This window comes from Paraperlucidibaca sp. (assembly GCF_982810325.1).
Genome location: NZ_CEYEMI010000002.1, coordinates 68,636 through 89,932, shown reverse-complemented (window position 1 = coordinate 89,932; position 21,297 = coordinate 68,636). Strand labels below are relative to the sequence as shown.

At 51.9% G+C, this 21,297-nt stretch carries 18 protein-coding genes and 1 tRNA gene; 5 read left to right on the top strand and 14 right to left on the bottom strand.

The genetic code is table 11. The annotated features are described in order from the left end of the window. The first annotated feature begins 56 nt into the window (after positions 1-56). The 5 genes from AC3DKE_RS01880 to phrB are packed head-to-tail and all read left to right on the top strand — an operon-like array spanning position 57 to position 5,759. Positions 57-1,367, top strand: a complete 1,311-nt coding sequence (locus AC3DKE_RS01880; RefSeq protein WP_487989902.1) for an NAD(P)/FAD-dependent oxidoreductase — start codon at positions 57-59, stop codon at positions 1,365-1,367. Next, positions 1,364-2,119: a DUF1365 domain-containing protein gene (locus AC3DKE_RS01875; protein ID WP_487989900.1), complete on the top strand. Its 756-nt coding sequence runs from the start codon at positions 1,364-1,366 to the stop codon at positions 2,117-2,119. Before AC3DKE_RS01880 ends, AC3DKE_RS01875 begins: the two co-directional genes overlap by 4 nt. Beyond that, a complete protein-coding gene (locus AC3DKE_RS01870) occupies positions 2,116-3,330 on the top strand; it encodes a class I SAM-dependent methyltransferase (RefSeq protein ID WP_487989898.1) in 1,215 nt (404 codons plus the stop codon). The genes AC3DKE_RS01875 and AC3DKE_RS01870 overlap by 4 nt, the downstream gene beginning before the upstream one ends. Before the next feature lie 33 nt (positions 3,331-3,363). Next, complete coding sequence (locus tag AC3DKE_RS01865) at positions 3,364-4,308, top strand: MerR family transcriptional regulator (RefSeq protein WP_487989896.1); 945 nt, start codon at positions 3,364-3,366, stop codon at positions 4,306-4,308. Between the two features lie 5 nt (positions 4,309-4,313). Further along, positions 4,314-5,759: a deoxyribodipyrimidine photo-lyase gene (gene phrB / locus AC3DKE_RS01860; protein WP_487989894.1), complete on the top strand. Its 1,446-nt coding sequence runs from the start codon at positions 4,314-4,316 to the stop codon at positions 5,757-5,759. Here the strand turns inward: phrB and AC3DKE_RS01855 are convergent. The 14 genes from AC3DKE_RS01855 to AC3DKE_RS01790 all read right to left on the bottom strand — a co-directional run bounded on the left by AC3DKE_RS01855 (position 5,756) and on the right by AC3DKE_RS01790 (position 21,243). After that, the gene (locus tag AC3DKE_RS01855; protein ID WP_340674652.1) at positions 5,756-6,544 is read right to left on the bottom strand and encodes a ParA family protein; all 789 of its coding nucleotides are present in this window, start codon (positions 6,542-6,544) and stop codon (positions 5,756-5,758) included. The two genes, phrB and AC3DKE_RS01855, sit on opposite strands and share 4 nt — an antisense overlap. Positions 6,545-6,617: 73 nt before the next feature. After that, complete coding sequence (locus AC3DKE_RS01850; protein ID WP_340674651.1) at positions 6,618-7,853, bottom strand: nucleoside recognition domain-containing protein; 1,236 nt, start codon at positions 7,851-7,853, stop codon at positions 6,618-6,620. Between the two features lie 394 nt (positions 7,854-8,247). Further along, positions 8,248-8,595: a ComEA family DNA-binding protein gene (locus AC3DKE_RS01845; RefSeq protein ID WP_487989891.1), complete on the bottom strand. Its 348-nt coding sequence runs from the start codon at positions 8,593-8,595 to the stop codon at positions 8,248-8,250. Between the two features lie 155 nt (positions 8,596-8,750). Beyond that, positions 8,751-8,827: transfer RNA gene (locus AC3DKE_RS01840), tRNA-Pro, on the bottom strand. Positions 8,828-8,873: 46 nt separating this feature from the next. Beyond that, positions 8,874-9,302: a MerR family transcriptional regulator gene (locus AC3DKE_RS01835; RefSeq protein ID WP_449304925.1), complete on the bottom strand. Its 429-nt coding sequence runs from the start codon at positions 9,300-9,302 to the stop codon at positions 8,874-8,876. Then, positions 9,277-9,579, bottom strand: a complete 303-nt coding sequence (gene ihfA, locus AC3DKE_RS01830; protein ID WP_340674649.1) for an integration host factor subunit alpha — start codon at positions 9,577-9,579, stop codon at positions 9,277-9,279. Before ihfA ends, AC3DKE_RS01835 begins: the two co-directional genes overlap by 26 nt. 28 nt (positions 9,580-9,607) lie before the next feature. Continuing rightward, a complete protein-coding gene (gene pheT, locus AC3DKE_RS01825) occupies positions 9,608-11,974 on the bottom strand; it encodes a phenylalanine--tRNA ligase subunit beta (RefSeq protein WP_487989889.1) in 2,367 nt (788 codons plus the stop codon). A 49-nt stretch (positions 11,975-12,023) separates the two neighbouring features. Beyond that, the gene (pheS, locus tag AC3DKE_RS01820) at positions 12,024-13,040 is read right to left on the bottom strand and encodes a phenylalanine--tRNA ligase subunit alpha (protein WP_340674647.1); all 1,017 of its coding nucleotides are present in this window, start codon (positions 13,038-13,040) and stop codon (positions 12,024-12,026) included. A gap of 199 nt (positions 13,041-13,239) precedes the next feature. Next, positions 13,240-13,599: a 50S ribosomal protein L20 gene (rplT, locus tag AC3DKE_RS01815; RefSeq protein WP_340674646.1), complete on the bottom strand. Its 360-nt coding sequence runs from the start codon at positions 13,597-13,599 to the stop codon at positions 13,240-13,242. 18 nt (positions 13,600-13,617) lie between these two features. Further along, on the bottom strand, positions 13,618-13,815 hold the full coding sequence (gene rpmI / locus AC3DKE_RS01810) for a 50S ribosomal protein L35 (protein ID WP_340674645.1): 198 nt from the start codon (positions 13,813-13,815) through the stop codon (positions 13,618-13,620). A gap of 100 nt (positions 13,816-13,915) precedes the next feature. Continuing rightward, positions 13,916-14,464 carry a translation initiation factor IF-3 gene (gene infC, locus AC3DKE_RS01805; RefSeq protein WP_340674644.1) on the bottom strand — a complete coding sequence of 183 codons (549 nt, stop codon included), beginning with the start codon at positions 14,462-14,464 and terminating at the stop codon, positions 13,916-13,918. Continuing rightward, complete coding sequence (gene thrS, locus AC3DKE_RS01800; RefSeq protein ID WP_487989887.1) at positions 14,454-16,397, bottom strand: threonine--tRNA ligase; 1,944 nt, start codon at positions 16,395-16,397, stop codon at positions 14,454-14,456. The genes infC and thrS overlap by 11 nt, the downstream gene beginning before the upstream one ends. A gap of 77 nt (positions 16,398-16,474) precedes the next feature. Beyond that, a complete protein-coding gene (locus tag AC3DKE_RS01795) occupies positions 16,475-19,477 on the bottom strand; it encodes a translocation/assembly module TamB domain-containing protein (RefSeq protein WP_487989885.1) in 3,003 nt (1,000 codons plus the stop codon). Next, positions 19,474-21,243 carry an autotransporter assembly complex protein TamA gene (locus AC3DKE_RS01790; protein ID WP_484216645.1) on the bottom strand — a complete coding sequence of 590 codons (1,770 nt, stop codon included), beginning with the start codon at positions 21,241-21,243 and terminating at the stop codon, positions 19,474-19,476. The genes AC3DKE_RS01795 and AC3DKE_RS01790 overlap by 4 nt, the downstream gene beginning before the upstream one ends. Between the last annotated feature and the right edge of the window lie 54 nt (positions 21,244-21,297).

The following is a 21,297-nucleotide window of genomic DNA, read 5'->3' as shown; positions in this document are numbered from 1 at the left end:
GGGAAAAATGATGAAACTCACACAATCAGTACGACACTTTTGCGGGCATTGCCCGCATGACTAATTCTAAAATCGCCGTCATTGGCTCCGGCATTGCCGGTCTAAGCTCAGCATGGCTGCTGTCCAAGCAGCACAGGGTCACCGTTTTTGAAGCGGCAGACTACGCTGGCGGTCATAGCAACACGATCGATGTCACGCTAAATGGTATTAGCTACCCCGTAGATACCGGATTCTTGGTTCATAACGATCGCACCTATCCTAACCTGATTGCCCTGTTTAAGCATATTGGACTAGACACTCCAGCTAGCGAAATGTCGTTTAGCGTGAAGTTACCGCACGTCAATTTAGAATGGGCTGGAGCCACCACAGCCAGTTTATTTGCGCAAAAGCGAAATCTATTCAGGCCCAGTTTTTGGCGCATGATTCGCGACATTCTAAATTTCAACAAGCGCGCTCACGACTTGCTCGCCAGTGTTGAGGACAGCAATATGACCTTAGGTCAGCTGCTCGATCGTGAAGGCTATAGCCGAGAATTCCGTGAATGGTATTTATTGCCCATGGGCGCGGCTATTTGGTCTAGCCCCATGGATGATATGGCTGACTTTCCGGCTAAAACCTTTATCCAGTTCTGCTTAAACCACGGACTGCTGCAAATTCATGATAGGCCGCAATGGAAAAGCATTCGCGGTGGCTCACGCGTTTATGTGCAACGCTTATGCCAAGACATCGAAGCGAATGGCGGCCGCGTACTACTCAGCACGCCGGCATTAAATGTGACGCGACATGCCGATGGTGTGCACATAGAAACTGCCGAAGGCGTTGAAGTCTTCGATCAAGTCATTATGGCCTGCCACACGGATCAATCATTAGCCTTATTGAGCGATGCCCATCCGCAAGAGCAAGTCGTGCTTGCCGCCGTGCGCTATCAGCCTAATACGGCTTATTTGCATACCGATGAAAGCCTGATGCCTGTGCGCAAAAATGCGTGGTCAGCTTGGAATTACTACGCCGGTGCTGTGCAAAACGGCCAATTTCCAGTGGCCGTCACGTACTGGCTCAATCGCTTACAGCCACTGCCTTTTGATCGTGCCGTGATGGTTACGCTGAACCCACCAGAGCCGCCACGTGCAAATGAAATCATTGCCGTTATCAATTATGCCCATCCGCTTTTAGACACCGCTGCATATCAAGCACAGCAAGCGCTGCCATCGGTACAAGGCTTAGATCGTGTCTATTTTGCCGGCGCATGGGCAGGTTTTGGCTTTCATGAAGATGGCCTGAAGTCTGGCTTAGTCGTAGCGAATTTGCTGGGTGTGTTTGCACCTTGGCAAAAAGCTGACGATTCAAAGCAGGAGCAATCCGCATGAATAAAAATTGGCTTTTTAAAGGCCGAGTCGGCCACGCCAGAATAGGTGAAAAGCGCAACGCATTCGTTTATGACAGCTTCTTCATCTGCTTTCCTCTATCTCAACGAGAGCAGTTGAAGTCGCGCTTCTTTGGCCTCAATCGCTGGAATCTATTTTCGTGGTTTGAGAAGGATCATGGCGATGGTGTTGATGCTGAGCATTGGATTCGCCAGCTCTTTAGTGATCATGGCGCCAATGCTGTTGATGGCGAAATACATTTGCAAACAATGCCGCGCATCTTCGGCTATGTTTTTAATCCAATTAGCTTTTGGTATGGCCACGATAAGCAAGGTCAGCTCCGCGCCGTACTCTGCGAAGTACGCAACACCTTTGGCGAACAGCATCGCTACCTACTGCAAGCTCCAGAGCAAGCCGTGATCACGAACGACACTGCTCTGCACAGCGAGAAAGTCTTTCATGTTTCACCGTTTTATCCGGTTAGTGGCGAGTATCGCTTCCGTTTTAGCGGCAGCAATGGCAATCGCCGCGTCGCCATTGACTACTGGCAATCTGGCGAGCTAGCGCTGAAAACCTATGTCAGCGGTGAAGCCTGTGAGCTCAATGATCGCCACTTAATGGCTACGTTAGCGCAATTAGGCTGGACCACCGTGATGGTGGTGTGGCGCATTCATTGGCAAGCGCTACGCCTATGGCTGAAAGGTGTGAGCTTTCACCGCAAACCTAATCCCCCTACGCTGGAAACTACACGATGAATATGTCCGTCTCAGCCTCTATAGATTTATCTCGTGCCCCTGCTATGGCGCGTTTACTTATTTCTTTGTTTGAGCGCCTGCAAGTCGGTGTGATGACGGTGCAATTTCCAGATGGCTCGCAGCGCCATTTTGGCGGCAAAGTCGAAGGCATCAATGCCACCTTGATCATCAATGACTGGACTGCCTGCAGCCAAATTTTGCGCGCAGGCGATATTGGTTTGGCAGAGGCGTATCGCGACAAAAAAATCGAGATGCCCGACATCACCGCCCTACTATTACTGGCGATGGCCAATGAAGATGCGCTGACTCAAGCCTTTTATGGCAGCTTTTTTGGCACTTTGTTTTATAAAATCAAACACTTCCTAGGCAATCGCAACACACGTAAAGGCAGCAAGAAAAATATCCATGCGCATTACGACCTTGGCAATGATTTCTACAAACTCTGGCTAGATCGTGGCATGACTTATTCTGCGGCCTTGTTTGATGGCACCGATATCAGCCTAGAAGATGCACAAACCGCAAAATATGAGCATTTGTTAGATCAGCTTAATGTGAAAGCCGGCGACCATATTTTGGAGATCGGCTGTGGCTGGGGCGGCTTCGCTGAGCATGCCGCACGCACACGTGGAGCACGTGTCACCGGCATTTCTTTGTCACAAGAACAGCTGAAATGGGCGCGTGAACGCGTCAAAGGCACTGATATTGAAGACCTATGCGAGTTTAGTTTCCAAGATTATCGCGATGTTAAGGGTCAATTTGACGCCATTGCTTCGGTTGAAATGATTGAAGCCGTTGGCCAAGCATTTTGGCCATCGTACTTCGGGCAAATTGAGCGACTGCTGAAGCCCGGCGGCAAGGCCGGCATCCAGGCTATCACCATTGCTAATGAACGTTTTGATGATTACGCCAGCGGTACCGACTTTATTCAGCAATACATCTTCCCCGGCGGCATGTTGCTGTCGCCACAAGCCATCGATGAGCAAGCGGCGAAAGCCTCATTGCTGGTTGAGTCGCGCCGCTTCTTTGGCCTCGACTATGCCGAAACACTACGGCGCTGGCGTGTTGAGTTCGAAGCCAATCTCGAGGAAATCGGCGCTCAAGGTTTTGATGAAGCGTTTCAGCGCATTTGGCGATTTTATTATGCCTATTGCGAAGCGGGCTTCGACTCAGGCCGCACCGATGTTTGCCAAGTTGTTATGAGCAAATCCTAAATAACTGCCCCCTTTGACTAGTTGGAGTTCGACATGATCGCAGAAGCCACTCGCGCTAAATCTGGCGCAGAAGAAGAGCCCGTGCTGTTACCAATTAATGCTGTCGAGCGCGAAACTGGCGTATCTAAAGAGTTGTTGCGGATGTGGGAACGCCGCTATGGCTTTCCTGCCCCGCAGCGTGATGCCCAAGGTGACCGCATTTATCCCATGGTGCAGATCACAAAATTACGTCTGCTACGGCGTTTAATCGATAATGGTTTTCGTCCCGGAAAAATCATGGCGCATGAAATCCCTGAGCTTGAGCGTTTAATGCGAGCCCAGAGTAAGGCTGGCCAAGAAGTCCCTAAAGATCTTGAGGTCGAGCTTTTGCAAGCTTTACGCTCACGCGACCATCAGCAGTTGCGCGACTACTTATCGCACCAGCTCATCAAAATGGGCCTGCAAAGCTTCATCCTCGACTTTTTGCAGCATGCCAATACCATCGTTGGCGATGCTTGGGTGCGTGGCCAGCTCGAAGTGCATGAGGAGCATCTATTTACAGAGCAAGTGCAGGGTTTGGTACGCCAAGCTATTGGTAACCTGCGTGAACCGACACAGGCTCCACGCATTTTATTGACGACGCCGCCAGAGGAAACGCATACCTTGGGCATTCTGATGGTCGAAGCCCTACTGCGCCTCGATAATGTCGATGCCGTTTGTTATGGCGCGCAAATGCCCGTGCGAGACATCGCGCAGGCCGTGACACGGCACAAAATGAATATCGTTGCGGTCTCTTTCAGCGCATCCTATCCGGCGAGTAATGCAGTTAATTTCCTTGAAGAGCTACGCTTTAAGCTGCCATTAGCAGTGGATATTTGGGGCGGCGGCGCAGCACTGCGCTCGACACGACGCAGTATTGAGGCCGTCAGTTTTCTACATGATTTATCGGCTATGCGCCAAGCCGTGTTGGGCTGGCGCCGCGTGCATGGAGTTGGCTAAACACAATGAGCGTTCCGCATCATCTTGTCTGCTTGCGTAATGATTTACGCGTAGCCGATCATCCAGCTCTTCACGCCGCCTGTGCCGATCCAACGGCACAGGTTACTGCGCTCTATGCCTATACGCCGGAGCAGTGGCAGCAGCACGATGTCGCCGCAGTTCGTATCGACTTTGAATGGCGTCAGCTACAAAGTCTGGTGACTGACTTAGCTGAGCTAAACATCGCCTTAGTAGTTTTAGCAGCGGACGACTACTCATCGCTCGTGCCCAAGCTGCTGGACTGGTGCCAAACCCAGAAGGTGAGCAGCGTATTTGCGCATGAGGCTTACGAAATTAATGAGCGCGCCCGCGATAACGCTATTAGAGATGGCTTGAGCGAGCTTGGCATTGAGGCGCAATGGTTTCATGACAGCTGCATTATTGCGCCAGGCCGTGTGTTTACTGGCGATGGCCGCGTTTACACGGTATTTACACCATTCAAGCGCAATTGGTTGATGCAATTAGCTGAGCATCCAGTGCGTTTGCTGCCAGTGCCAGAAAAGCGCACAGCCTGTGCCGTGGCTTTTAGCCAACTCTCTGTGCGTGCACCGGGCATTACCGTGCCTATTGCCGATGACTTAGTGCAAACGCTATGGCCGGTCGGCGAGGCTGAGGCGCATGCGCGTTTGGCGCAATTCATTGAAGAAGATGGCGGCCGCTATCACGAACGTCGCGACCTTCCTGCAATCAATGGCACCAGCACTTTATCGCCGTATTTAGCCGCTGGCGTTATTTCCGCAAGGCAATGCCTATATCGCGCCGAACAGCACAAACATCATCATGCTGGGCAGCAAGGTTTGGATACTTGGATTAGTGAACTGTGCTGGCGTGATTTTTATAAGCATATTTTGCTCGGCTTTCCTCACGTATGCCGCCACCAAGCCTTTAAGCGCGAAACGGATAAACTGCCGTGGTCGCATAACGAAGCGAATTTTCAGGCGTGGTGTGAAGGCCGCACAGGCTTTCCTATCGTCGATGCCGCCATGCGCCAACTCAACGAAACTGGCTGGATGCACAATCGCCTGCGCATGATCACAGCGATGTTTTTGACGAAGGATTTGTTTATCGACTGGCGCTTAGGCGAGCGCTACTTCATGCAGCACCTGATCGATGGTGATTTATCGGCTAATAATGGCGGTTGGCAATGGAGCGCCTCTACTGGCAATGATGCCGCGCCCTACTTCCGTATTTTTAACCCATTTCTGCAGAGCAAAAAATGCGACCCCGATGGTGAGTTTATTCGCCGTTTTGTGCCTGAACTGGCTCATCTCGACGCTAAACGCATACATGAGCCGCACGCTAAAGGTGTGGATGTGCGTTTGAAATATCCTAAGCCCATTGTCGATCATGCCCTTGCGCGACTCGATACCTTGGCCTATTTCAAAGCGTTAAACGCCGCTAGTGCTAACTAGCTGGCGTTAATCTGATCAAATAAGGCTTCGAACTCGCCCGTGAGCTTATGCTTAGGCGCGCAGCTGATCAGTGGCGAGCAGCGCTGATGGGATTCACGCATGATCACTGAGGCTGATAATGGCGGATCTAAAATCGGCAAGCCCTCTGCTTTTAATTCACTGACTAATTGTCTAGGCAAAGCGGCCCGTGGCTGAAATTGGTTAATGATGATGCCCTCAACCTTTAAGTCCGGGTTGTGGTCTTTGCAGGTTTCATCGACATTTTCCAGCAAGGTGTAGAGCGCGCGCCGCGAAAAGGCATCGCAGTCGAATGGGATCAAGCAGCGCTCAGCGGCTATCAAGGCCGATAAGGTGTAGAAGTTAAACGCTGGCGGTGTATCGATATAAATCGCGTCGTAATTATCAGAAAGCTCTTTCAATGCGGCGGCAAGCTTATAAATCTTGTGCTTACTTTCTAGCAAATGCTCAATTTCACGCAGTTCAGGATTCGATGGAATCAAAAACAGCTTGCTGTAATTAGTGGCGTGAACGAATTCGGACAGCGGTTTTTCTTTGGCGCGAAACGCTAAGGATTGCGCGAAAAATTGACCAATATTTGGCGAGAGCTCTGGCTTGTCGCGGCTAAACTCTGCGGCCTCACCAAGCAGGTATTGGCTCGCGTTGCATTGTGGATCTAAATCAATAATCAGCGTCTTTAAGCCTCGCTGAGCGCTGATTGCCGCGAGGTTTACGGTGATGCTCGATTTGCCAACACCACCTTTTTGATTAAATACGACGCGACGCATAGTCATTCCCGCTTAAGCTAAAAATCGGCTCGATGGTAGCAGCGCGGCCTCGCTGACGCGAGACAGAAAACACTCAGTTCGGCGGGAAAAACAGATAACAGGCATAGATAGCCGTGACCACGCCAGCAAGGTCGGCGAGCAGGCCACACGCTAAAGCCCCGCGATCACGCTTAATGCCGACGACGCCGTAATACACCGCCACCACATAGAAGGTGGTTTCGCTTGAGCCTTGCACCGTAGCCGCGACTAGTGCGGGAAAGCTATCAACCCCGTAGGTCTGCATGGTCTCGAGCATCATGGCGCGCGCACCACTGCCCGATAATGGCTTGATCAGTGCGGTTGTTAGTGCTGGGATAAAATCAGTCGCCATGCCAAGCTGAACAGCCAACCATGCAAAGCCAGCCAAGGCCGCCTCTAAGGCTCCGCTCGCCCTTAGGCCAGCAATGGCCACCAGCATTGCTAACAAGTATGGAATTAGGCCGATAGCAGTTTGAAAGCCCTCTTTCGCGCCATCGATAAACTGATCATAGACGGGTTGTTTACGCCAATAGCCCCAGCCTAAAAACATCACGATGAGTGCTATCAATAAGCCGTTACCTAAAGCACCTGAGTTTCGCCCCATATCGGCAGGAGCCCATTGCGACACCCAGGTAATTAGGCCAGCGAGTGCCAAGGCAAAGCCTGCGGCATAAGCTAATACCACGCGATTAAACAGGCCAATGCGCTGGCTTAAGCAATAGGCCGAGACACCAACCAGCGTCGACATACTGGTGGCCATTAAAATTGGTAAAAATACGCTGGCTGGATCGGCGGCGCCCTGCTGTGCACGAAATAGAAATACGGTGACTGGGATCAAGGTCACCGATGAGGCATTGATCACCAGAAACAAGGCCTGTGCCTTGGTTGCACGCTCGGGCTCAGGGTTTAGCGTTTGCAGCTCATGCATGGCTTTTAAGCCCAATGGCGTAGCGGCGTTATCAAGACCCAGCACATTGGCAGACAAGTTCATGGTCATCGCGCCTAAAGCTGGATGACCTTTTGGTACCTCCGGCATTAGGCGCGCAAACAATGGGCTTAAGCCACGACCAAGCACAGCAATTAGGCCAGCATGTTCAGCAACTTTAAACAGCCCAAGCCATAGCGTCATTAAGCCAATAAGGCCAATGCTGATATCGACACTGACTCGTGCGGCGTCGAACCACGCCATGACCACACGCGTACTGATTTCTAAGTCATTAGCGAAAATTGACTGATAAGCAACACAGAGCACTGTGATGAGAAAAAAACTGAGCCACAAACGATTGAGCAAACGAGCGCTCCTGCTTAACGCATGTCTACTTAAGACATGAAAAATATGTCATCGCAGCATAGCCTCCACAGCGTAAAAATTCAGTAAATCTTCGGCCACTTTGTCGATAGCCGCACAGCACGCGGCCTTGGTGACTTTTCCACAGAAACTGTGGATAAGTCTGTTGATATCCTCTCTATGCACGCAGAGGCTGCAGCAATTACCTAAACCTACACAGATTGATCATTTTTTGATCAAAGTATAATTTCACTTACTTATCAATGATTTATATTTGTCAACGTTGAAACATATAATATATAGGCCACTATCGCTGAAAATAAACAGGGCTTTTTGAGCAAGTGCATTTCATCGGTCGATAAAATGCACTTGCCCGTCTTTTGTCTGACAAAAAATATTAGCGAATAGATAAAATTGCTTTATTTCGCTCGTACAGCGATGGGCCGATACCTTTCACTTCCATGAGCTGTGCTGGATTTTTAAAACCACCATTCGCCTTACGCCAAGCAACAATAGCTTCCGCTTTTTTCGGGCCAACGCCGACTAATTTATCCGTTAGCTCTGCGGCATTCGCGCTATTTAAATTCAATGAGCCAGCTTTCGACTTTGTCGCTGCTGGCGCTGTCGCTGCAGCATTGGTTTTCGCCACAGCTGTGGCTTGTGCTGCGGCCACAAAAGGTGAAAAACTGCATGCCATGACGATGGCAGCCGCCGATAAAGCCTTTGTTAGTGTGGTGAGTGTCATGGGGCGTCCTCCTTGGACTGTTTGGGTACACTCCAAGGTATAGATGCGCTTGTGCTGAATTGCCAAAAAATAGATGAAAAATATGCCTAATTATTTTCACTAGACCAAAAAAAACCGCTGAAGCAAGGAGCCTCAACGGTTTAGAAACTTTTGTATGGTCGGGACGGCAGGATTTGAACCTGCGACCACTTCACCCCCAGCGAAGTGCGCTACCAGGCTGCGCTACGCCCCGACGAAGCACGCATCATACTGAAATTGTTTTCGATGTCTAGCCTGGCTTAAGCGTCTTGGCTCAACAATTGAGCAATTTGCTCTAAATCGTTCAGCATTTCATCAATCGCCTGTTGTAGGGACTGCGATCCGGCAGCGATGACTGGTGCTGCTAAAGCCTCACCTGCCACTTTTGCATGATTACTTGGAGCTACACCTTGCTTAAGCTCTTGCAGCTGAGCACGCGCACCTTGGATGGTGTAGCCCTGAAAATACAATAGCTCGCGAATACGGCGAATCAACTGCACATCTTCGCGCTGATAATAGCGGCGATTACCGCGTCGTTTCACTGGTTTAAGTGAAGGAAACTCTTGCTCCCAATAACGCAGGACGTGGCACTTCACATCACAGAGTTCGCTTACCTCACCAATGGTCAAGTAACGCTTATTAGGGATTTCCGGCAGCGCAGAATCAGTCGCTGTGATGGACATGCTCATCTACTCGCTGCTTGAGTTTCTGGCCCGGTCTAAAGGTCACCACACGACGAGCCGAAATAGGAATCTCCTCGCCAGTTTTTGGGTTACGACCAGGGCGTTGACGCTTATCGCGCAACTCAAAATTGCCAAACCCTGAGAGCTTCACAAACTGGCCATCGACCAGTGCTTGGCTGACCTCTTCAAAAAACTGTTCAACCAATTCTTTGGCTTCACGTTTATTCAGGCCGAGCTCGTCGAACAAGCGATCAACCATATCGGCTTTAGTTAAGGCACCCATCGACGTCTCTCCTGAACGATTTTATCGCTTAGCGTAAGCGCACGGCTAAATCAGCCAATGCCGTTAGCACATTATCCACACTACTCTGCACCTCGGCATCTAATAAGGTACGCTCAGCATGCTGCCAAATGACAGTAATCGCCAAGCTGTAATAGCCCTCAGGCAAACCAGCCCCGCGATACACATCAAACAAATCTACTCGCTGCAGATCGGCACCTGCGTGCTGCCTAATGCTGCTAATAACAGCGTCTGCATTCGCAGCCAATGGCACTAGCAAGGCCAGATCACGCTGCATCTGCGGAAAGCGCGATAGCGGCGTAAAGCCCGGCAGACTACCTAAAGCTAATAGTTGCTGTGACAACTCAAATGCAAACACAGGGCCATCAACATCGAAAGCCGCTAATGTGCTGGGATGGATTGCGCCAAGCACACCTAAACAGGTATCGCCTTCGTATATCTCAGCACATTGGCCGGGATGAAAACCGTCACGTTGCGCCGACACAAATCGCAGCGTAGCGACTCTAGCGACACTCAGCAAGTGCTCAATATTTCCTTTTAGATCATAGAAGTCGACATTAGTCTTCGTGTTACTCCAGAGCATCGGCAAAGCTGAACCCACCAGTACGCCAGCAAGCATCGGCTCTTGCACCAAGCCATCGGCCTTAGGCAGGAAACGCATGCCTGCTTCAAATAGGCGAATACGACTTTGCTGGCGGCTTTGGTTATGACGAACAGCCATCAGCAGGCCCGGGAGCAAGCTGGTGCGCATGCTCGCAAGCTCTTGCGACAACGGATTAGCTAAGGTCAGCGGCGTCAAATTTGGGGTAAAGGCTTGCTGCACTGAAGCTTCGGTAAAGCTAAAAGTAATGGCTTCTTGATAGCCCATATCGACCAAGGCACGTTTTAGACGACGCAGGCTTTGCGCTGACTCTGTGCGCGGCGCTAACTTGATAGCGGCGAGCGCAGGCGTAACGGGAATATTGTTGTAACCAGTCAGGCGGGCCAACTCTTCAATCAGATCAACTTCAATGCTGATATCGAAGCGATGGCTCGGTGGAGTAACCAACCAACCATCGTTAGATGCCTCAATCTGCATACCTAAGCGCTTGAGCAAGGCGATCACACGCGCATCATCAATACTAAAGCCGAGAACGCGAGTGATGCGTTGGCGTCGTAAATTTATGGCTAGCCGTTGTGGCAAATGCTTAGCGTTAGTCATTTCCAACACAGGGCCAGTTTCGCCGCCCAGTACTTCGATAATCAGCGCCGTAGCCAACTCAATGGCATGACGTGGCAATTCTGCATCGACACCACGCTCGAAGCGGTGCGAAGCGTCAGTGTGCAGGCCATAACGGCGCGCCTCACCGGCTAAGGCGAGCGGATCGAAGTGTGCTGCTTCTAAAAATACATCAACGGTTGTGTCAGACACTGCGCTGCCCTGCCCACCCATAACGCCAGCTAGCGCAATCGCGCCATGATCATCGGCAATAACTAAGCTGCTCTCGCGCAGGCTCAGCACTTGGCCATCGAGTAAAGTCAGCGCTTCAGCTGCGTTGGCACGGCGCACGCGCACGATGCCATTAAGCTTTTGCTCATCGAAGGCGTGCATGGGCTGGCCGAGCTCAAGCATGACCCATTGCGTGATATCGACCAATGGGCTGACGCTGCGCACACCATAGCGGCGCAGGCCATCAACTAACCATGCTGGGCTTGATGCTTGGCGCAAGCCGCGAATTACACGGCCAACATAGCGCGGGCAAGCACTCGTATCTTCAATAACAATGTCGCGTTGATGTTCAGTAGTTGCAGTCATCGCTGATGGCAATGACAACTGAATATCTAAATCAAAAACCGCTGCCGCCTCGCGCGCCAAGCCTCTTAAACTCAAGCAGTCACCGCGATTAGGCGTTAAACCTAAAGTGATGAGCTGATCATCTAGGGCTAAATACTCGCGAATATCGGCACCAATGGGCGCATCGAGAGGCAGCTCCCAGAGGCCATCTGATTGCTCAGCTAGACCAAGCTCTTGTTCGGCGCAGAGCATGCCGCTAGAGGCAACACCACGCAACTTAGCGGCCTTGATGCGAAAATCGCCAGGCAAAACCGCGCCAATCGTGGCCACCGGCACACGAATATCGGCACGCACATTGGCAGCACCGCAAACGATTTGCAGCAGCTCGGGCTGGGCAATATCGACCATGGCCACGCGCAGCTTGTCGGCATCGGGATGCGGCTCAGTGCTGACCACTCGGCCAACAACTACGCCAGTAAAAGCAGGAGCCATCGACTCAATAGCATCGACTTCAAGACCGGCCATGGTGAGCTGATGCGCAAGATCGGCGGTGTTGACCGCTGGGCTGGCTAAACGACGCAGGCGTTGTTCACTAAATTGCATAGTTAACTCGCAAAGCGTGCTTCAAACACGCCTTATAAATAATTGATATTTAAGAGAATTGACGCAAGAAACGAACGTCATTATCGAAAAATAGGCGCAGGTCATTGACGCCATAGCGGAGCATAGCAAAACGCTCAACGCCCATGCCAAAGGCAAAGCCTTGGAATTTTTCAGGGTCAATGCCGCAATTGCTTAGCACTTGTGGATGCACCATGCCGCAACCCAAGACTTCCAACCAACCGGTCTGTTTACAAACACGGCAGCCCTTACCAGCACACATTACGCAGGCAATATCGACTTCAGCCGAAGGCTCGGTAAAGGGGAAATACGAGGGGCGAAAACGTACTTTCAGCTCTTGCTCGAAAAACACCTGCAAGAACTCAGAAATAATGCCTTTGAGATTAGCAAAGCTGACATTCTCATCGATCAACAAGCCTTCGACCTGATGGAACATTGGCGAGTGCGTTAAGTCAGAATCGCAGCGATAAACTCGGCCAGGGCAAACAATACGAATTGGCGGTTGCTGTGACTCCATGACGCGCACTTGCACGGGTGAAGTGTGCGTGCGCAGCAGGCGATTGGCATCGAAATAGAAAGTGTCGTGCATGGCGCGCGCTGGGTGATGCGAAGGGATATTTAGCGCTTCGAAGTTATGGAAATCATCTTCTACTTCTGGGCCATCAGCAATTTGAAAGCCTGCTTGTGTGAAGAAGTCCTCAATGCGCTCCATTACGCGGGTCACGGGGTGCAAACCACCCGCTTGCTCACCACGGCCGGGCAAAGTGACATCGATTTGTTCGCGGCTCAGCTTATCGCTCAAAGCCTGAGCTTCTAGTGTGGCTTTACGCGAGCTGATGGCTTCAGTCACGGCTTCGCGCACGGCATTTAGCTCAGCGCCAAATGTCCGGCGAGCATCAGCATCCATTCCGCCTAAGCGGCGTGATTGCTCACTCAGCACACTTTTTTTACCTAGATACTCCACGCGTAACAGCTCAACGCTAGCTACATCATGGGCAGCGGCGACGGCAGCGCTAGCGGCGCTGACTAATGCCTGCAAATCACTCATAGGCTTTCATCTCATTTAAAAACCAGCCTTCAATAGCCAGCATTCAACCAATATTCAAGATGGGTGTCTGCGCAAGTTGCAGCAAGACAGGTCAATAAAAAAGGGGAAGAACCGCAGCGGCCCTTCCCCCTTTATACCGCGCTAGCACGCCAGCGCGGTTGGTTATCGGCACACTTAAAGCGTGCAAATAACCGATCGATCAGGCAGCGAGGCTGGCCTTGGCCTTTTCAGCAATCGCAGCGAAAGCGGCAGCATCATGCATAGCAATATCTGCCAATACACGACGGTCGATTTCGATGGACGCTTTTTTCAGACCGTTGATCAAACGGCTGTAGGACAGACCGTTCAAACGCGAAGCCGCGTTGATACGAGCAATCCAAAGGGCACGGAACTGGCGCTTTTTCTGGCGACGGTCACGGTAAGCATACTGGCCGGCTTTGATAACCGCCTGGAATGCTACGCGATAGACGCGCGAACGAGCACCATAGTAACCCTTGGCACGATCGAGAATTTTTTTGTGACGACGATGGGCGACAACGCCGCGTTTTACACGAGCCATATTTTATCCTCCGTCAGATCAGCAGTTAGGCAGCATGCGCAGCACGCTTGGCACGTCACAGGCAGCAACCTGTGTCATGGGGCGTAGCTGACGAATACGCTTCGCCGATTTCTTGGTGAGAATGTGGCGCTTGTAAGCTTGCTTGCGCTTGAAGCCATTCGCCGTTTGTACGAAGCGCTTTGCAGCGGCTCGTTTGGTCTTGATCTTTCCAGACATTATGTCTACCTCGTTAGTGACCCTTTCAGCCTTTATCGAACGGTCCGCAGACTGAGCCCGACTGACTTGGGGGTAAGTAATAAATTAGCGTCCTGCCAACTTACTTCTTTTTCTTAGGACCGATGAGCATGCCCATCAGACGTCCCTCTATTTTCGGGTGTTGTTCCACAACCCCGATCTCGGCCAGATCGACCTCGATTCTTTGCAGCTGTTTTAAGCCCAGCTCTTGGTGCGCCATTTCGCGTCCGCGAAAACGCAATGTAATCTTGCACTTATCGCCATCTTCTAAAAAGCGAACGATGTTGCGCAGCTTGACTTGATAGTCGGCCTCTTCAGTACCAGGACGCAATTTGATCTCTTTGATCTGCATCTGGTGCTGCTTCTTCTTAGCTTCTTTGGCCTGCTGCCTTTTTTCGAAAACGAACTTGCCATAGTCCATGATGCGACAGACGGGCGGCTCAGCATCGGCCACGATTTCAACAAGATCCAGTGCAACTGCTTCAGCAGCGGCAATAGCCTCACGAATACCTACAATCCCGACTTGCTCACCATCTTGGTTAATCAGACGCACTTCACGGTGCGTGATGTCCCCGTTAATGGTCGCGCGCTTGCTGTCACGACCCGACTTATTATCTGGCTTAATGTTCATTCTCCGTTAATTGACCCTTCTGGGTGATATCCGTTTGCAAACGCTCAATGAACGCGCTCAACGGCATAGTGCCAAGATCTTCACCTTGACGAGTACGCACAGCCACCAAGCCTTGCTCGGCTTCCCGATCGCCAATCACTAGCATATACGGAACGCGCTGAAGCGTACGCTCGCGGATTTTATAGCCAACCTTCTCATTTCTCAAGTCGCTAATGGCGCGAAACCCCTGAGATTTCAACGATTTTTCAATATCAGCGACATATGGAGCTTGTTTATCGGTGATATTCATCACGCAGACTTGTACTGGCGACAACCACGTTGGCAAGATGCCGGCGTAGTTTTCCAGCAACATGCCGATAAAGCGCTCGAACGAACCCAAGATAGCACGGTGCAACATGATCGGGCGTTGGCGTGTGCTGTCTTCAGCAATAAAGCTGGCATCGAGACGTTCAGGCAAGTTTGGATCGTATTGCAAGGTACCGCATTGCCAGGCACGGCCCAAGCAATCATGCAGCGTAAATTCGATTTTTGGACCATAAAATGCGCCCTCGCCTGGCAAGTACGACCAGCTTAAACCTGATTCATCGAGGGCATCGGCCAAGGCTTTTTCGGCGCTATCCCATTGCTCATCGCTGCCAATGCGTTTTGCAGGGCGCGTGGACAGCTTCAAGGTGACATCGTCAAAGCCAAAGTCAGCGTAGACCTTGAGCGTAAGGCGAATAAAGTCGGCGGCTTCTTGGCGCACTTGAGCCTCGGTACAGAAAATATGCGCGTCATCTTGTGTAAAGCCGCGCACACGCATGATGCCGTGCAGTGCGCCCGATGGCTCATTGCGATGGCAGGCACCGAACTCGGCCATACGTAGTGGTAAATCGCGATATGACTTCAGGCCTTGGTTAAACACTTGCACGTGGCATGGGCAGTTCATCGGCTTCACCGCGTAGTCACGACTTTCCGACTGCGTCGTAAACATGTTTTCGGCGTAGTTGCCCCAGTGTCCTGACTTTTCCCAGAGCACACGATCAACGACTTGCGGCGTACGCACTTCAACATAGCCGGCATCGCGCTGAATGCGGCGCATGTACTGCTCAACTTCCTGATAAATCGTCCATCCGTGCGGGTGCCAAAACACCATGCCTGGCGCTTCTTCCTGCAAGTGGAACAGATTTAGTGCGCGGCCGATTTTGCGATGGTCGCGCTTTTCTGCCTCTTCAATGCGTTGAATATAAGCGGCGAGCTGCTTTTTATCGGCCCATGCGGTGCCATAAACGCGTTGCAGCTGTTCGTTATTGGCATCACCACGCCAGTAAGCGCCGCTCAATTTGGTAAGTTTAAATACTTTCAAAAACCGTGTATTAGGCACGTGTGGGCCACGACACATATCGACGTATTCCTCGTGAAAATACAGACCCATGGCCTGCTCATCGGGCATATCGTCGATCAGGCGTAGCTTGTATTCCTCGCCACGCGCCTTAAACAGCTCAATGACTTCCGCACGCGGCGTCATTTTTTTGATCACGTCATAGTCGGTAGCGATCAGCACTTTCATGCGCGCTTCAATCGCCGCCATATCATCGGGCGTGAAGGGACGCTCATAGGCGATGTCGTAGTAAAAGCCCTCAGCGATAACCGGGCCGATAACCATCTTCGCCGTTGGAAATAGCTGCTTAACGGCATGACCAACCAAGTGTGCGCAGGAGTGGCGGATAATTTCGATGCCAGCATCATCTTTCGGCGTGATGATTTGCAGCTGTGTATCGTCGCTAATGAGGTCGCAGGCATCAATTAGACGCGCCTCGCCCTCGGCGTTGAGTAGGCGGCCGGCGATAGTGACTTTCGCCAAGCCCGGGCCAATGCTTGCGGCCACATCCATGACACTAACGGGCTGCTCAAACTCGCGCTGCGAGCCATCGGGCAAAGTAATAACCGGCATGAAAACTCCTGATTGCACGACGTAAAACGACGCGGTGCAGACTCACAAAGGCTGAAAATTAGCGCGCTAGTGTAGCGCTAAAAGCGCCAGCTATAAAACAAGGTAATTGCCGATTCGAGCGCACTTAAGGCCTCAAGCGAGAGCCGACGATTGATTTGATAGCGCACGGTCACCGACTGTGACGGCTGAAACACGCCGCGGCCAATGCTCAGCCACACTTTTTCACTTAAGCGCCCAGATACCGCTACCTCGGTGGAGTCTGAGTCGCCTTGCGTACCAATGGTCAAATCACTAAGGCCTAAGCGTTCGCCGAGCATGCCGATAGCACCTGTTTTCCCGGTTAAATTTAGCGCTGCACTAAGGGCCAAAGCTTGTTTGTCAGCGGCACTAGTTTCTTGTTTATTGCCCAATGAACGCCCTAACACCAAGTAGGACAAAATCTCGTCTTGCGACATCGGGCTATCACTGGTGAGTGTTATCGCTGGTTTCGGGGCTTGACCGATAACATTAACGCCAACTTTTATGCCGTCGATTTCGCGCGAGGCCGTAAGCCGGATATCTGGTGTTGTTAACGGGCCGGCAAAGAGTAAGCGGCCTTGCTCTATGGTTAATCGCTGGCCATAAGCGGCAAATTTAGCATCGGGCTTTAAGCTGATTTCACCATTTGCTGCCAGCGCGGTATTTGGCGTTTGCGTGAGTAGTAGCTGGCCACGCAGACCTGCGTCAAGACCATAACCGGTGAGCGTGATGCCTTCGCCCAACACAACGCGAACACGCAAATTAAGCGGCAGGCCATTGGGTGTGTCGCTTAGGGCAATTTCGCGACCACTGCGGTTGCGCACAATAACCACATCACTCGATGGCTTTGGCGCGCCTGCAGCTAGCGATTTTAATGTGATATCGGCTTTATTAACGACGACCTCACCATTGATCGTCAGTTGCTCATCTAGCCAGGCAATATCAAGCGCTGGCGACACTTTGCCTTGCACCCATGGGGCATAGGCAAAAGCCATGGCTCCGCCGCTAATTTGTGTTTTTACGCGAATATCGGGCTGCCAAGTGGCCTCGCCTGTGATGGCTAGTTGGCCATTGCTGCTGTCTTTTACGTTGGCCGTCCAGGTCGCACGCTGCCCCGCTAGGCGGCCATCAACGACGAGTTCAGGCCATTCAAGCCCATAACGCGGCCATGATAAATTGGCGCCAAGCGACCATTGCCCTGTGAGTACGGGCTTATCGAGCGTGCCAGAAGCGCGGATCTCGCCATCGCTGCGGCCAGCAAAAGCCAAGCCCTCGGGCAGAGCCATCGGCAGCTCGGCGAGGTTTATATCCTGCCATTTTATGTCAGCGTCTAGTGGCGGCTCAGCAAGCGTAGGGTTACGCCGGAAACTCGCCGTTAAGCCACCACCTTTAGGTGCTTGCACAGCAAGATTTGCCAGCCATTGCTTAGGGTCTAGGTCGGCTTTAACGCAAACAAACCATGCGCTAAAAGCTGGATCTATCTGCTTCCAGCAAGCCTGTTCTAGATGGCTGTGCTTAGCAGAAAGCGATAACGCCACGGGCTTATTGAGCTGCCAACGGCTTTGTTTTGGCGCCAGCTTGGCCTGCTTGAGCTGACCTTCCCAAACTAACGTTTTTAATGCCAAACCGCCCGCTGCCTGCAATGACAAAGTGCCTTGGTCAGCGAGTATATCGAGACTTAAATTATGCTTCTCAACACGGCCATCGAGCTTAATCTTGGCCTGATTGAGCAAAGGCTGTGCGACTTTGTCGGCGCTGTACTGAGCCAAATGCTTCAGCAAGATGTTAGCTTTGCCCTGACCGTCTGGCCAAGCACCCCGCCACTGCGCATCTGCGGTTAGTGCGCCGGCGATCTGAGTTTGAAAGCGCTGCAAGCGCGGCACATGGATGCTTGCCATTAGGCCGCTATCAGGCCAGCCTTTGGCGCTGATCAATGCATTTGCTAAGCGCATATTAACCAGTGTTTGCGCTGTTTTAGCCTGATCAAATTGAGCGACGATAGTCCACGGCTCTTTGCCCAGCTTGCCCCGCCAGTCGATGCTGGCCTTGAGGCTGCTTTCAGGGCTTTGCCAGCGCAATGGCCCCGCCAAATGCGCAGTTCTGGGGACATTTTTAGGCCATTCTAGGCTTGAGCTTTTTAGTAAGTTGGCGCGCAAGTCTAAGGCCAACTCGCCTTGCTCAGTGCTGCCGGCAAATGTCATCGCGCCTGGTGCTAAGTGCCAATCGTCTTGCCCAGGCGGCTGCCATTGTGGCCACGAAATACGGCCCCGAAATGGCAAGGTCGGCAATAAGGCATTGACGGTCGCATCAAGCGCAACGGGGTATTTTGCAGGACCACGCAGCTTCGCGCGCAAGGCCGACAAATCACCTGCTAAGCTGATGCGCTGGCTTGGCATCGTGTTAGAGGCAATCGTCACCGAGGCAGTAAGAGGCCATTGTTGCTCTAGCGCTAGCTCTGCCTGAAGCTGTAATTTCCATTCGCTATAGGCAAGAGACAGCTGATCAATAGTAATACTGCTGCCATGGCCTCTGGCAGATAGCTTAATGTCGTCGAGCGTCAACGGCTCAGCCTCAAAGGCTCTCCAATGCAGCTGCTTTATATGCGCATTAGACAGCCCCCAAAGCAGCGGCAAGGTGATGGTTGGCGGGATAAATACCTCTGGCTCACTGGCCTTTAAGGCTTGAGCTGAGACGCTATCGGCCTGCACATTGGCGATAACTAGTCGCCCAGCGAGTAGCTGCGAATAGCTCAGTGCAAGCGCTAGCTTTTCGACTTGCACGGCAGTTGAGGCGTTATGCCATGCGAGTCTGTCTACACTCAGGCCTGTCGCCAATGAGCCAGATAGGCCATCGAGCTCAAGATCAGGAACCATGGACTGAGTCTGTTGCCAGATCCAGCGCGGTGCTGACTCGCTAAAAAATACGATGCCCGCTGTGATGACCAGCAATAACACGACATAAAACAAAATCGTGCTGCTTAGCCGCCAAAGCCAAGCCAGTATAAACGCTAGCACTCTGCGTGCTTTGATGATTAGCGTGTTTGGCTTTAGCTCCTCGGTCAAAGCGCAGCCCCTAGCGTTAAGTGCAAACGCAGCGGCTTACCGGGCTCAGATATAGCCGAGGCAATATCGAAGCGCACAGGTCCAACAGGGGAAATCCAGCGTAAACCAACGCCGGCGCCTAACTTTAGCGGCTGCCAAGAGCCCGTATAGGCGTTGCCGGCATCGATAAATACGGCAGGTCGCCACGTTGGCAACCAACGCCAGGCGTATTCAAACGAGCCCGCCACCAAATTCTGACCGCCGACACTGTCACCAGCGGCATTCACCGGCGAAATACTGCGGTAATCATAGCCGCGCACGCTGCTGTCGCCGCCGGCATAAAAGCGAGTGCTAGGCGGCACATTGCTGAAATCTGGACTGATGATATGGCCTAACTCTAGGCGCGTAAGAAACATATGCTGTTTGGCTAGCGTGGTGAGGTGGCGCCAATTGGCGCGAAGCAACAGAAAGTCTGCATCGGAGAAAAAATCTCTGCTCGCGGTTTCAATTTGATATTGCTGATTAAAGCCACGAATGGGGTCAAGCCCGCCTCGACTTTCAAGTTTCGATAAGCTCACACTTGGCACTAAAAGCGCCTGCGCACCAGACTCGCCGCTCTCACGCTGAAAACGCTCCTCGCTCAGACGCAAGCCATACGTACGTTGCCAGCCCTTAGTAGGTGCTATAACGCGCTGTACACCTACTACTGTTTGCGTGGTTTGGGTGTCGTCAATGTCGTCGCGCAAGACGCCCGCTAAAAGCTGAATCGTGTCTTCAATTGGGTGCTTATATGGGATGCGATAGCGCACATCAGCCTGCTGGCGCACTACCGAAACTTCGCTGCTGGCCTCAATGCCATGGCCTTTTTCGTTAAAGCGCGGACGCTGCCAATTCACGCTGATACGCGGGCCAACATCGGTGGCATAACCTAAACCAACGGACATTTTATTGGGCTCACGAACATCGACCTGAACTATCACTGGGCGCAGGCCAGCGCTGTTCTCTTCCTGCAAGTCAACGCGGACATCTTGGAAGTAGCGTGCATCGAGTAAGTTTTTTTGCAATGCCACCAGCTGCTTAGCGCTAATGGGATCGCCCGCTTGAAATGGCGTTAATGCCTGCAACCACTTTGGCTCTATGGCATCTAAGGGTTTGCCATCTTGATCGATAAAGCTCAATTCACCGAAATGCGAACGCGGGCCGCGCTCAAACGCCAAGCTGATGTCTGCTTTACGGCTGAATAAATCCAGCGCAATGCGTTGCGTGACCCAATGACCTGAATAGTAGCCACGAGATAAAGCCAAGTTCTCAACGGATTGTTTATAGTCGCTATAGGCGGCTTGGTTCAGCACATCGCCTTTTTTCAAAGGAAACTTAGGTGGCCGAAAGCCACGATCTGGCTCGTTTTCACCCAGCCATTGCAGCTCAATATTATCAACAAGCACAGGCTCACCTGCTGCCACGATCACAGCCATGCCCTCGCCTGCAGGCATAACACTGACTTCTGCGTCGTAATAACCAACAGCTTTTAAGGTGTCATTAATGGCATCTTGCACAGCCACGGCGCGCGCTAGTTTTGCCGCTGCGGTTAAAGGCTCAGGCTTCTTTTTGGTGAGGTCGATGACATCAAGCAATTCACCTTTTTCATACCAAGGCCCAGCTGCGAGCTCAACCACCGCGCGCAAGCTATCTGGCGTCACTTGAAAGCGCCAGTCATCTGCCCATGCCGCGCTCGTTATTAGCAGCGCGGTCAACAGCAGGATGATTTTTTGCCAAATTCGGCGCATGCCCACAGCCTATGGAAAAATTAATGCGCCATGATAGCGATTATCGCCTCAGTC